The sequence below is a fragment of the Bradyrhizobium cedriense genome (genome assembly GCF_054602315.1).
The window spans coordinates 240,332-254,011 of record NZ_JBTSWB010000009.1 but is presented as its reverse complement, the minus strand read 5'-3'; the positions used below and the strand labels follow the sequence as shown (position 1 = coordinate 254,011).

5 protein-coding genes are annotated in these 13,680 nt (G+C 56.5%); 3 read left to right on the top strand and 2 right to left on the bottom strand.

Annotation, left to right across the window (positions count from 1 at the left end; translation table 11 throughout):
- Window positions 1-722: 722 nt before the first annotated feature.
- The 3 genes from ACYCVF_RS31590 (at window position 723) to ACYCVF_RS31580 (ending at window position 5,100) form a co-directional block, all read left to right on the top strand.
- A complete protein-coding gene (locus ACYCVF_RS31590) occupies window positions 723-2,075 on the top strand; it encodes a coproporphyrinogen-III oxidase family protein (RefSeq protein ID WP_459606792.1) in 1,353 nt (450 codons plus the stop codon).
- 8 nt (window positions 2,076-2,083) lie between these two features.
- On the top strand, window positions 2,084-3,037 hold the full coding sequence (locus ACYCVF_RS31585; RefSeq protein ID WP_459606793.1) for a methyltransferase domain-containing protein: 954 nt from the start codon (window positions 2,084-2,086) through the stop codon (window positions 3,035-3,037).
- A 380-nt stretch (window positions 3,038-3,417) separates the two neighbouring features.
- On the top strand, window positions 3,418-5,100 hold the full coding sequence (locus ACYCVF_RS31580) for an outer membrane beta-barrel protein (protein WP_459606794.1): 1,683 nt from the start codon (window positions 3,418-3,420) through the stop codon (window positions 5,098-5,100).
- A gap of 467 nt (window positions 5,101-5,567) precedes the next feature.
- Here the strand turns inward: ACYCVF_RS31580 and ACYCVF_RS31575 are convergent, their stop codons facing one another.
- Both ACYCVF_RS31575 and ACYCVF_RS31570 read right to left on the bottom strand, forming a co-directional pair.
- The gene (locus ACYCVF_RS31575; RefSeq protein WP_459606795.1) at window positions 5,568-6,947 is read right to left on the bottom strand and encodes an MATE family efflux transporter; all 1,380 of its coding nucleotides are present in this window, start codon (window positions 6,945-6,947) and stop codon (window positions 5,568-5,570) included.
- Between the two features lie 40 nt (window positions 6,948-6,987).
- Entirely contained in the window at window positions 6,988-13,452 is a 6,465-nt protein-coding gene (locus ACYCVF_RS31570; protein WP_459606796.1) for an amino acid adenylation domain-containing protein, read from the bottom strand.
- Window positions 13,453-13,680 lie beyond the last annotated feature (228 nt).

The window sequence follows — 13,680 nt, the reverse complement described above, 5'->3', positions numbered from 1 at the left end:
TAACCTGAGGCGCTCGGCGCCTATCCTGTGGCCTGGTTCATCGATGTACTGATAGGTATCATCAACGGACGGCCAAATCGCGTCGACCGGCTACCGACCTGGACCTACCGCACTCAATATCTCAAGGCGGCAGCTTGAGAGCGACGGAACTTCTCGGGCAAATCGTACATGATCCGCTACGTCGGGTGATTGGAGTGCCTGGGTGCTTAATCCTGAGGCCAAGTAGATCCGATCGCGCCGCATCCACGACAGTGATGTTCGGCCGGCGTGCCGCTGCGCTCGCAGCTAATCTGCTTAGCACAATACAGAACGACTTTTTTTTGGGGGCTCGTCTTGCGGAATTGGCACGACTCTTGAGTTTCGCTCATTGCGCGGCGGCAGAAGCTGCCAACCGGCCTCACTTACTGACCTTCGCATTTGAAAAGGAGCTAACAATGAAGACCGATATGCCACCCGATGGTGTGACCGAACTAACTCCTGAAAAATGCGATCGCAACTTCGAAAGGGGTCTTTGACCGTTTGTGGGCGCTGCTGAAGGATTGGTGTAGCAGCCGCTGTAGCCACATATGCGCGCGCTTGGTCCCTTGCACCTAAGCCGCACGGTTGGATCTGAAGAACATAAGTTGCTTAAACGCCATCATGAATGCGGATTGGAAGCTTCCACGGCGTTCGAGAAGACGGCGTTCGGGCATTCATCTGCTTGGCAATCAACGGGTTAAGTCATGGATCGTCTAGACTTTCTTCGGACAAACATAGCGAACAAGGAGCTGCCAACCTATGTCTACGGCTATCCTTCGAAGCGAGCATATCGGGCTTTTTCCCAGCCACTCCGCATAACTGATCTCGTCGAGCAGGCCAATCGCTCAAAACAAATCAACATCTATATCCATATTCCGTTCTGTCGCTATCGCTGCACCTACTGCACGCTCTTTCTTACAACGCGCCATGGAGGAGAGACCGGGGAGTCTTACGTTGCTCGACTGGTGGAGCACATCGCTCGATATGGAGAATACTTCGGAGATCGGGAGGTTGTGAGTATCTATTTCGGCGGCGGCACTCCAACTCTTCTGACGCAGCATCAATTCGGCGCGCTTTTCGCCGCCCTCGATGCAGCCTTTCCAAAACGAAGCCCGCGATGTGAGACGACGGTCGAGAGCACGCCAGACTCCTTCGACAACAACCTCCTGGATTGCCTGAAGGCACTTGGCGTCGACCGAATGAGCATGGGTATCCAAAGCATGGAGCCAGGCGAGCTTGCGCACTCTGGCAGGCCGTATTCGCTCCAGACTGCAAAATCGGCAATCAGCGCCCTTATCGCGCGTTTCTCTCACGTCAATCTTGATCTGATCTACGGCTTGCGTGGCCAAACCCGTGACTCTTTGATCTCTTCGCTTGGCCGGGTGCTCGACTATGAGCCGCAGACACTCTCTCTGTATCCCGTTGTTGTTCGTCCGATGACGAGCATCACTATCTCGAAGGCGCACAATCCTGAACTGTTCCTCTCTGAGGCCGAAAAGTATGAGGTCTACGATCAGAACGTTGCACTGATGGCGTCCAAAGGTTACCGCCAGGAATCTTTCACACGCTTCACCAGGATTGCTGGCGATCATGCCTACCGGCAGGAGGTGTCGGATTTTAAGGGAACGCCCCTGCTAGGACTGGGGGCCGGCGCCAGAAGCCATTTTGGCCAATATCATTGTAGCACGGACTACGCCGTAGGCTCGAGTGCGGCTTCGCCCATCATCAACGCCTTCTCGGCTCGCCCCTTCGATCCCGACGCGATAGCCTCGCACGGAATCAGGCTGACGCAGGAAGATCTTCGGTGTCGTTACGTTCTGCTTGGCCTCACGTTGTCAGCTTTGAGCAGAAGTAATTACGCTGCAGAATTCGGACGAGCGCTCGCGGCTGATTTTGGCGAAGAACTCGAGGCGCTTGAATCTTTGCAACTCGTGAATTTGGCAGAGGGTGACGCTTATCAACTGACTCGAACGGGGTTCAAGTACTCCAGCATCATAGCTCGGATGTTTTACTCCGCCAGGATGGCGGCCCTCGAGCAGCAATATCAGGCAGCGTAAGGCCCGGCATGCAAAAGATGGCGGAGGACTCACCCTTTTGGTGGGATTCGGGCTACGCCGACCACGCTGTGTCGTGCATGGGTGGCCCGAGTCCCGAAATCTTCGAGATAACCCCGGCTCTGCGCCCCAAGAGCGTGATTGTCGAGCTCGGTTGCGGCGAGGGACGCAACGTCCTCTATTTGGCCCAGCTTGGTCATCAGGTCGTCGCGAGCGATATATCTGAAGCCGCTATCTGCAAACTGAATCGGCTCGCAGGCGCTCTTGGCGTGAATATAACGAGCGCTGTCGCTCCTGTTGAAACATTTCAGTCGCCTGCTTACCTCGACGTCTTTATAGCGCACTGCGTGTTGCATTTTACGGAACGGACCATCTGGAGGCCGCTCCTGACGGAATTGATGGATCGGACACGGCCTGGAGGGTTCCACTGCTTCACCAATACGCTTGATCAAGCAGATCATCCTATCCCTGAGGAGAGTTTGGCATGCGGTCACAAGAAATCGTTCTCGCGTGGAGAGCTTGCGGAAATCTATGCGCAAGGCGGCTGGGAGATCTTACGGTCCGATCACTACATCAAATGGGACTCGCACCCCGGCATTCCAATTCATTCTCACTGCATCGAGAAAGTTGTGGCTCGTAGGCCAATTGGATCTGAAATTCTCTCGCGAATGAGAGCTGAGCCCGTTAAGGCAGCCGGAGTAATCCCGGTCAAACAGTTTGATAACTTGAAACTTGGCACACAACGCGCTGCTGCAATTGAAATGTTTGGCTGGCCATCAGGCGGGCAGATGATGACAATCGCCCAGAAGACAGTTGGAGGCAATAATCAAGAAGCCATCTCCGACGGATACGTGCGTGAGGATTTGATTTATGGCAATCACGGCTTGCAGTTCGTTAACGGCACTCTCGCCGGCAAGTATCGATACTTTACGCCCCTGACGCGCTTAATCATTCGAGATGCGTGATCCTCGAACGTAAGTTCTCACTGGCCGCCTTGGCCGCTGAGCGTTCGCATTGCCCTTCCACCTCAAAGAACAGTAATTGCAAGCTTGCGAGGCCATTGGAGCAAGCGATGAACTATTTCGCAAGCGAGCGGTGGCGTATTCAATCCTGAATCGCCGAGCCTGCGGCGTGCGCTTTGTGTCCGTCATCAGACTCATCGCGTTTCAAATCCGCCATCCCTGAGAGGAGAATACGACATCACCAGCGAAAACCGCAGGCGGTGCGCATCGCGTCTTCTGGCCTCAATCCTGCACACTACAAGCAGCGCGGAAGCGGCGCCAACAACATTGGCCAACCGGGCCTCGTTCCAAGCTGGCGCGCGCGTTGTGTTTCGTGAGGTGACATGCGATCTGAAGTTCTTTCTTGGGGGGCCGCAACAGCAGCGCTCGTTGCAAGCGGAGCTGTCAATTCGGCAGATCTTAAGCCGGCAGTAAAAGTCCCCCCGGTGCGGTGGAGCTGGACCGGTGGATATTTCGGCGCGCACGTTGGTGGGGGCTACGGCCGGACATCATTCAGTGATCCGTACGGTCCGTCACTCTACGGGGATGTCGTCGATACCCCGGCGTTCCTGCTGGGAGGCCAGGTCGGCTACAATTGGCAGAAGGACCGCTGGGTCTTTGGCGTTGAAGTGGATGCCAGTGGCGCCGCGTCGGACGGCACAAATACCTGTCTTGCCGCCTCCGGATCTGTCGTAAGCGCAAACTGCAATGCGAATCCAAACGTCTTTATCACCGGGACCGGTCGCCTGGGTTATGCGTTTGGCCCGCACGGCCATACGCTGGTGTATCTCAAGGGAGGCGTGGCTTGGCAACACAATCAGGGCGATGTCGTCAACAACCACGAATTTAGCTGCGCACCGCAGAATGCAACTCATTTCGAGTATGGTCGGGTCGGTGGCACAATCGGCGCCGGCGTCGAGCAGGCGATCACGCCTGCATGGTCCGTTGGACTTGAGTACAATTATCTGTGGTTTGGTGGACCAAGTGTGGCAACCCCACCGACCGCACGGCTTCCGTTGGCAACGGTCCCAGCCAACATCACCCACCCGTCCAGCAGCTATCATATCGGTAAAATTGCTCTGAATTATCATTTCGATGCCGATCCAAGGACGCCGGGCTGGTTCGATACGCCGCCATACGGGGCAAGGCCGACTGTCAGCGCGTCGCCGATTGCCTTCACTCGGGGTTGGTCACTGGAAAGCGGCACACGGTTATGGCTGAGCCGAGGAAAGCTTCAATGGGGCGCCGGGAGGGAGCTCGTGTCAAGGCTCACCTATCACGAACTGGATGGGATCTCCGGTGAGTTGTTCGAACGCGTGGACAGCCCGTGGGGGATATTCCTGAAGGGCAATATCGGCTTCGGCCGCTTCAACAACGGAACTATGAACGATGAAGATTGGGGCGCGGCCTTCGCCTATTCCAACACGACATCGGGCCAAACGAACGGAAGGTTCATGTACTACACGGCCGACGCGGGCTACGATTTCTTGCGCGGCGCCACCTTCAAGGTCGGTGGGTTTATGGGCTGGACCTACTACGGTCAGAAATCTGACACAACAGGATGCACGCAGATCGCCTCCCCCGACTTTCCATGCCTTGCGCGGGGCGATACACGGATTATCGGCAGCCAAGACACTGATTGGAATGCGTTGCGCATCGGCCTCAGCGCCGAGACCATGTTGCTCGACCGCTGGCGCGTGACCGCCGATGTTGCTTACCTGCCCTGGACAGATTTCCAGGGGCGCGACAACCATCTGTTGCGAGACTTGACGTACTTCAGCGATCAACGCGGGAGCGGTGGCGGTGGTGTGCAGGTCGAAGGTACCCTCTCATATTTCCTCACCAACAATTTCAGCGTCGGCGTCGGCGCCCGGTATTGGGCCATGTGGACTCCAAAACCCAGCGAGGTACTCCCCAATCAAGCCCAACAGGAGGGCAGCTCTCCTGTTGCCTTGGGGGTCTTTCCTGCGAACTATCGCATGGAGCGATGGGGCACGTTCATGCAGGCCTCCTACAGGTTTGACTGACTGTTCGCTCACCGCTCTAAGCTTCGGAAGCCGCGACTATACATGACGAAATCGCTGATCCCAGGATTCGATTCAGGTGGAGACCAGGAATAAAGCTGCAAGCTTTCGGGCCTTTCAAGCCCGCAAGCTTGCATCGATTTACTGAAGGTGACGGCCAAGCCGCCATTGGGGCGGCGCTGCGTTATTCCAACCGATCTTTGTTGTCAGAGCGCCCGCCGGCCTTGAGAACCAATTCGCAAGAGAGCGGCGACGTATTCAATTCGGAATCGCCGAGCATGCGGCACGCGTTTTGTGTCCGTCATCAGACGCATCGCGCTTCAAATCCGCCATCCTTGAGAGGAGAAGACGACATCGCCAACACCATGCTGCATGGCTCCCGCACATGACGAGCGTCACTTCTTGGAGAGCACCACCTCCACAGTTCTGTAGCCTCAATCCTCCGGACCGCGATCATGTGCGTGGTCAGGTCAACCCGCGATATCGATCCCGCTTGAAGTAGGCCGCCCGAGTGCTCGTCTGAGCTCAGAAAACTGCCGGAACATGACAATCATTGAAATCAGTCCAGCCCCCAGCTCAGCGATTGCTTGGCTGGCCAACAGTCCGTTGAAACCCGATATAACTGGCAACACCAGTACGGCCGGTATGAAGAAATAGCCGTGCCTCGCCAAGGACACAATCACACTGAGGCGTGCTCTCCCGAACGACTGAAGCATCATCGTCACGAAACTCTCAATACCAAAGAGCCCAAAAAAGAGATGGAAAACGATGCAGGTCAGGACGGCAATTTCCGTGACGTTCTCGTCATCGCTGAACAGTTTGACCAAAGGTCGGGCAAAAGTCACAACGGCCGCAGAATACGCAACCGAGAGCGCAATAGTCATGGACAGCATGAGCTTTGCGGCCTTCCATACGCGGGGAACATCGCGTGCGCCCCAACCGAAACCCAGGACAGCTTGAGAGCCCATACAAAAGCCGGTGACAGGCAGTGCGCCGATCGTCAGCAATCGCACAGCTATTCCTATGGCCGCGATGCAGTCGTCCCCGAACGGCGCAGCAGCTCCGTACAAGAGCATAGAGGCAATGGCAGACAAAATGCCGGTCATGGTGGCTGGCGCTCCTATGAACGCCAGCTGTCTGATGCGACTAGTTCGCAATGAGACGTAAGATATCTTGATGAGGACTATCCCGCTCAGCTTCGAAAAATGCGTGATATAGAGACTAATGGCAACGATCTGAGATACCAGGGTTGCGAGGGCTGCGCCTCGCACACCGAGGTCCAGCAGGAAGATGAAGGCCGGATCGAGCACCGCGTTCAGTATGAAGGCGGTAAGCATCGTCCACATGCTGAAACGTGTGTTGCCCTCGGCTCTCACGATGAAGCCGTTGACGATGTTTAGAAGCATCAGCGTGTACCCGAACAATAGCGTCGCCGCATAGTCGAGCGCCACGGGCATGATGGTTGGAGTTGCCCCGAGCGTTACGAAGATCCGTCGCAAGTTTAGCAGTAGGAGAACCGTAAACATGATCCCGATCGGAGCGGCCAGGGCCAGTGCGGTACTCGCGCCCCTACTTGCCTCCAGGTACTCACCGGCACCAAGATGACGAGATATGAACGAGGCTGTTCCAACACCAATTCCCTGACCGACTGCCGTCAGCAGGACGACGACTGGCAAGGTCATGCTGACAGCTGCGATCGCTTGCGCACCAAGTGCACCAACAAAGATCGCATTGACGGCCTGCTGTACCGCGTTGATCGATAGGCCAACAATAGACGGAATTGCGAGCCGCAAGATAAGGCTCGCCAGATTGGGATCCGATAGATCGATGTTCTGCTTCTTCTTTGCCATCACATCTCGATCGCACCCGACCGCTACTTCCGCATCCCGCTCATCCATGGATGACGGTGTCGCCTTCTCTTCCGAATTCGCTGATCGTCAGCAACAGCTCCTGTTGCAAGACCGTGCAAAGATTTCGGGTCACTTCGTAACCGATCTGGGTTGGATCATACCTTGTTTCAATCTGGAGACGGCCGGCTTGATATCCGACGTCGAACCAGAAGAGGTGGCTCGCGGCGGCTTCATCCATGTCTTCGCCGATCCAGATTGGAGACGGGGCCTGGGCTAGGAGGCGGCGCGGAAAATGGCGCTGCAAACCCGCTCGATAATTCAGTCCGATTTTAGGTAAGGGCAGACGATCGATCCGGCTCCGCACGGCTGGATCTCGGCTTACAAATTTCAAAACCCGAAATCCTACTCCCCTGCGCGGCAGGGCATTGCGCTGGCGGTTTATTGAACGAGCACGATCGGGACGAGTCTCCGTTCCGGCGAGACTCAAGGAAAGCGGAACGAGCTCGCTGATATGGCCAATGATCTGCGATGGATCGATATCTCCAAACAGCCGACCTCGGGTCGAGGTAAGGCTATCAATCCAGAGCGAATAGTTGCCGAAAACACGCCCAAAGGCCCCGGATATCGCGGCAAGAAATACGTCGATGTCCTTACAATGCGTCGATCTGGCTGCAATATTGAGCAGATCAGCTGTCGCTTCTTTGCCAATCTCCAGATGATGCTTGGCCTGATCCTCCCAAAACACCCGGCAATTCGCGTCATCCGCGCGACCTTCAAGGCGTGCATAGTGAAGCTCTTTCGCGGTCACTTGCGAAAAGCTAGCGCGACCCGCCGACGTGGGGCTGACATGCAAATTGAACTGATCGTAGTCGATCCTCTCCCAGTATTCGAGTTCGGCTGGCGCCTCGCTGTTCGCGTAGTGCTCAAGGCGCCTCAACCATGGAGAGAGCATTTGCATGTTCTCGGGGCCACTGACGGCGTGGCCTGAGGCAAGGGCGTCGTAGGCCGCATCCAATGCTTCGAGGAACAGTCGATAGCCTATCCCGTCCGCTACAAAATGATGCATCAGGACCAGCAGATAGTAATCGCCGCTTTCCGACGTGCGGAACACGGTGACGTTAACAAGAGGCGTCTGGCCGTCAAAACGAAACATATGCTGACGTCTTGCTGAGATGTTCTCGATTGCCTTACGCTGCCGCAGGCTGGTCACTCCGCCGAGATTGATCTCCTCCACGAGGCATCCGGCCACGGAAGCTGCGATCGTCAGACGTAGACCATCGTCGGTTCGGCCGATGCGGAGCCTGAGGCCTTCGTGCCTCTCCATGACATGAGCAAGGGCCCGCTCCAGCAGCCGGATATCCAGCATCCCGCCGGGCACGAAGAACAGATCGCCTATGTTGTAATGCTCATCGAAGCCGACAAGAGGCTTCCAAGATGCGATTGCGGGGGTAACCGGCAACGCCCCGTCCACCGAAGGGGCGGCATGGAGTGCAATCGTCGCTGCATCTGCCGCCAATTCCCTAATTGTCGGCGTTCGATAGAGTTGGTCAACAGTAAGTTTCAGCCCGGCTTTGCGCGCCAACGTGACGCAGCGCACGCTTAGAAGAGAATCTCCGCCCACATCAAAGAAGGCCTGATCAATTCCGACCCGCTCGATGCCCAATAGATCCTGCCAGATCCCAACAAGAATACGCTCCTTCCTCGTGCTGGGCTCGGCAGATGGAGCAGGCCCGACCTCGCGGTAAGGAACGGACGACAAGCCCGCACGATCTGTCTTTCCGCTTGTCGTGAGGGGGATATTGTCAACAAAGCGGAAGACGGCGGGAATCATGTAGGACGGCAATGACTGCTTAAGATGGGCGACAATCTCTTCCGATCTTAGATTGTCGCGCGCGGGAATCACGCTGGCGATCAAACGACGATCGCCAACCATGCCATCTGCAGCGACCGCGGCCTTTGTGATTGCGGGATGAGACTCAAGAGCCTTTTCCACCTCCTCCAGCTCAATCCGATAGCCCCGTACCTTGATCTGGTTGTCCGATCGGCCGCAAATCTCGAGAAGGCCGCTGGTTGAGATGCGGGCAATATCGCCGCTTCGATAAAGGACGCTGTACTGTCCATCACCATGAGGATTTGGCACGAAGCAACGTTTTGTCCGCTCTTGATCCCTCCAGTACCCAGCGCTTACGCAGCGTCCCGCGATGCAGAGCTCACCGGCGGCTCCGACAGGGACTCTCTTCAACGCGGCATCGAGCACGTAGAGTTTGACGTTATCGATTGGGCGCCCAACGGGGACGAGCGACACGCCGTCGTCGGCATCCGACGTTTTGTAGACTGCGGCGTTGGACGCACATTCCGTAGCGCCATAGAAGTTCCACAACGGCACGTCCCGGAAATGGGTACGCCAGCGAACTGGGAGCGAAGGTGGCATCGGTTCAGCGCTGCTTGTGACGAACCGCAAGGAAGTGGATCTTGGCTGCCGCTCTTGGGAGGCAATGAGGCCGGCCAGGAGCGCCGGCGAGGCAAATAAGTGTGTCGTACGACGTTCCGCCAACGTGCTCAACAGCAGATCTGGATCGAGCAACTGCCTTCGGGTCAGGATCAGCGCGGGCACACCTCTTAGAAGTCCACCGAAGTATTCCCAAGCGGACGCAACGAGTGATGCGGACTTCTGGACGACCATCACGTCGGTGCTCTCGAACGGAGCGGTTCGCCACATCCAGTTCAGTCTATTAAGAATTGCCGACTCAGGTATGAGAACCCCCTTCGCCTTTCCGGTCGAGGATGACGTGTATATAAGGCTCGTAATTCCCTGATCTGATGGTTTGTCGCCACACTCAGACTCGCGCGCGAGCGTGCCGTACCGTTCTAGGGTCAACAGACAAATCGACGGCAGGTCAAAACCAACGTCAGTGGTAGTTGCGTGAACCAAAAGCTTTGCCCGACTATCTCGCAGGATATGGTCGATCCGGTCACGTGGATAATCCGGCGATATGGGGACAACGATGGATTGCAAGGCTCGTGCCGCAAGAATAACAGCGGCCACGTCAGGCGACCGGTCGACCACCATGGCGACTCTGTCGCCAGCCCCCACCTCAGACGCCTCCAGCAAGGACCTAATTGCTGCTACGCGCTCACGCAGATCGCCGAACGTGATCTCACCGAAATCACCAAAATATGCCACTTGGTTGCGATGAGAGGCGCCGATTTGCTCGAACGCTTCGACAAGTGGACATTCAGTCGGGTATGACTGCGCCGAGCCGTGCAGCGAGTCCTGCATAACGACATCCGCCCCGCTGAGACAGCTCAGATCCTTAACGGGCGCAAGTGGATTCTCAACGCAGGCTGCAATCAGACAGCGCAGATTATCAGCCATACGGGCGATGAGATCGCTGGAAAGGATGTCTTCGGCATATGCTAGCTGGAGGGCGATTTCATCGCCGTGATCCTGTGCGTACAAGGTAAGATCGAATTTTACGTAACCGGTATCGTACTCGCGGAAAGTCAGATCGAGCTCATGCTGACCCGGTGGCTCCGCGGCCTCGGAGTACATGTTGAACATGACCCGGAAGATCGGCGATCGTTCCGCTTCGCGATATAGCCGGCTATCCCTGACCATCCAGCCGAACGGATATGCCGAATTTGCGATGGCATCGCTGACCAAACCCTGAACGCGCAAGGCATAAACCGCAAAGGACTGACCGACATCGATCGCGGAACGGATTGGCAGCATATTCAGAAAAAAGCCGACAATGTCGGCACTGCCGGGTTGATCCCGTACAACGTGCGGTATGCCGACGATAACGTCGTCCTGACCGCTGTACATCCGTAGCAGCAGCTTGAAGCACGCGAGGAGGGCTGTCGACGTGGTGCACCTATGTCGGCGCGCAAACTCCCGCACCTGATTGGAGAGCTCGCTGCCTAGCAGCACCGCATGCGAGGCACCGCGGTGAGAATTTGCCCGCGGTCGCGCTTGTCCCGTTCCAAGCGAAAGCACCGGCGGATCATCACCAATCTGACGGCGCCAATAGCTGCGTTGGTTGGCCATCGCCTCTGGGGTCGCGTGCTGCCTTTCCCAGACCGCGTAGGTCGAAAGGGAGGCGCGGTTCTTTGGCAACGACCCTTCAGCATGTAGGTACCTTTTTCGAAGGTCTCTGAGCAGAACAGAGATCGACCAGGCATCGATAATGATTTCGTGAGCGGTGATCAGTATCAGATGGTGGTCAGGGCGAAAACGGATCATGCGCGCGCGAAACAGATGACCTTGGCTGAGATCAAAGCTACCGCTCAGCTCTGTCTGCCGTAACTCTGTGATCAGCTCCTCGGCTTGCTGCGCCGTGAGATGAGATGCATCAGTCAATCCAAGATTTTCGCTTTGCGGATCATCAAAAAGCTGAACCGGACCATCCTCGTCGATAAAGCGCGCAGAAAGTGCCTGATGGAAATGAATGACATCGGTCCAGGCACGGTTGAATGCGGCCGGATCGATGAAGCCTCTTATTCGCAGGCCGCCTTGAATGATGTAGTTCCTGGCAGACGGATCGAGCTGGGAAAGAAACCAGAGGTGCTCCTGAACTCTCGTCAGGGGTGCTCGCGCAAGCTTTCCGTGCGCTGGGGCTGTGCACGGTTTGGATTCGCCTCGGGATGCGATCGAAGCCGCAAGAGACCTTATCGTTCCATTCAGGACCAGCCTGAAATCCGTTCTCGCTCCGAGCTCGGTCTGCAATTGACCCAATATGAGCATTGCTCGGAGCGAGTCGCCGCCGAGGCTTACGAACTGGTCATTCACGCCAATGTTCTCAATGCGCAGAACGCCTGCCCAAATTTGACACAGCTGGGCTTCGAGGTCTGTTCGCGGCGCCTCAAATGGCGTCGGCAATAAAGGACGAACACTGGTCGGGTCCGGCAATGCTCCAAAATCGACCTTTCCGTTTCTGGTCCGCGGAATACCGCCGACGTGGATGATCCTTTCCGGGAGCATGTAGGTAGGAAGCGTTTCGGCAACAAAGTTCTGGAGCTCGGTTTCCGTCACTTCAGCCGGAGCTGACACATACGCGATTAGCCGTCTCGATCCAGTTTCCCGCTCCGCACTTGTTATGTTTCGCGCCATAAGCTTTACGCCTGCGCAGACGGAGGCGACCGCGACAGCGCCATGTACCGAAAGATGAGCGCAGAGGCGGGCCTCTATTTCTCCCAGCTCAATTCTGTGCCCACGGATTTTGACCTGACGATCCCGTCGACCGAGGCATTCCAAGAGGCCATCGGAACGGACGCGCCCGAGATCACCTGTCCTGTATAGGCGCCGGAACCCCGGGTTGTTGGAGAAGGGGTTTGGCCCAAAGGCATCCTTGGTGCGAACATCGTCGTTGACGTAACCAACAGCGAGACCAACGCCGCTCACACAGATTTCGCCGACCTCTCCCGTGTCGCACAGACGAGATCCATCGGTGACATAGACCTCAAGATTCGTAATCGGCTTGCCGATCGGCACATAAGTGTCAGCCATCGCGGGCGGTACTGAAACCAGATTGTGCGTAACGCCGTCGGCGCACTCGGTCGGCCCGTAGTGGTTTAGAATGGCGACCTGCGGATATAAGGCAAGCCATGCGCGCGCCAGTCCGGGTGTCAGGGGTTCTCCAACCGTAGAAATAACGCGCAAACCGTCCAGAGCTCTCTCTGCCGCCGCGAGGGGCTGAAGATATTCAACAAATACTGCAAGCATTGAAGGGACGAATTGCGCAACCGTCACGCCGTGCCCTTGAATTGCTTTAAGAAGAGATACTGGCGATTTCAGTGTCGCATCATCAATGATCGCGATACTGCCTCCGACGCAAAGCCCTGCCAAAAGTTGCCACAACGAGATGTCAAAGCAATGCGATGCCGTCTGCGCGATGCAATCCGCCCGAGTGAGGGTTAGGGCATCAATTTTTGCTGCCAAATGATTGTTTAAGGCTGCATGCGCAATCATTGCGCCCTTAGGCTGGCCCGTCGAACCAGACGTAAACAGAATGTAGGCGAGTCCATCCGCGCTCGATGAGGGCACGAAAGATGAAGGCCGGCCCTCACGCAGTGCCGCCTCTATTGGCATCAATTGAGTGTTGGTTTTGCGGCTCGGGGCCATGCTAAGCGAATGCTGCTGGTCTGAGCCAATAATCAGAGCACAGCGGCTCTGCTCAATTATGAACGATGTGCGTGAAGCCGGTAACGATGGATCGAGCGGTAGGTACGTTGATCCGGCCTTCAAAATTGCGACGACCGCTGTCGCCCAGTCGAAGCCGCGCTCGCCCCGATATCCGACGACCGCACCCTGAGCGCCATGCGCTCGTAGCCTCCTTGCGAGGGCATCCGATCGTAGTCGCAGCGCCTCGTAGGTGAGTTCGTCTGCGCCGCTTCTCAGCGCAATCCTCTCCGGATCCGATTTTGCAAGGCGATCGATCGCCGTGATCGCCTCAATTGGCTCACGTTCCACAAACTGATTTTTTTTGGATAGATCTCGGCTAGGCATACGCGTCCCCCATTGATCGCCTTCTGGGGCCCTTAAATCAGAACACCGACGATCCTGATTGAGGGTATGCGGTGCGTAGCCCCCGGTATCGGCCGGTCATAGTGTGCCGGTTTGTCCGTTTCTTAACCTGCCGTCCTTTGCGTTCACTACTGTTATCTCGATGATCGTCAGGGGAACGCGGCCGGACCCTAGGTCCCCGATTTGGCGTTGGCACCTACCGGATCTTGT

Bases quoted from the DNA above. Each gene is read 5' to 3' on its own strand.
- ACYCVF_RS31570 (WP_459606796.1), bottom strand. From the start codon at position 13,452: ATGCCTAGCCGAGATCTATCCAAAAAAAATCAGTTTGTGGAACGTGAG.
- ACYCVF_RS31585 (WP_459606793.1), top strand. From the start codon at position 2,084: ATGCAAAAGATGGCGGAGGACTCACCCTTTTGGTGGGATTCGGGCTAC.
- ACYCVF_RS31575 (WP_459606795.1), bottom strand. From the start codon at position 6,947: ATGGCAAAGAAGAAGCAGAACATCGATCTATCGGATCCCAATCTGGCG.
- ACYCVF_RS31580 (WP_459606794.1), top strand. From the start codon at position 3,418: ATGCGATCTGAAGTTCTTTCTTGGGGGGCCGCAACAGCAGCGCTCGTT.
- ACYCVF_RS31590 (WP_459606792.1), top strand. From the start codon at position 723: ATGGATCGTCTAGACTTTCTTCGGACAAACATAGCGAACAAGGAGCTG.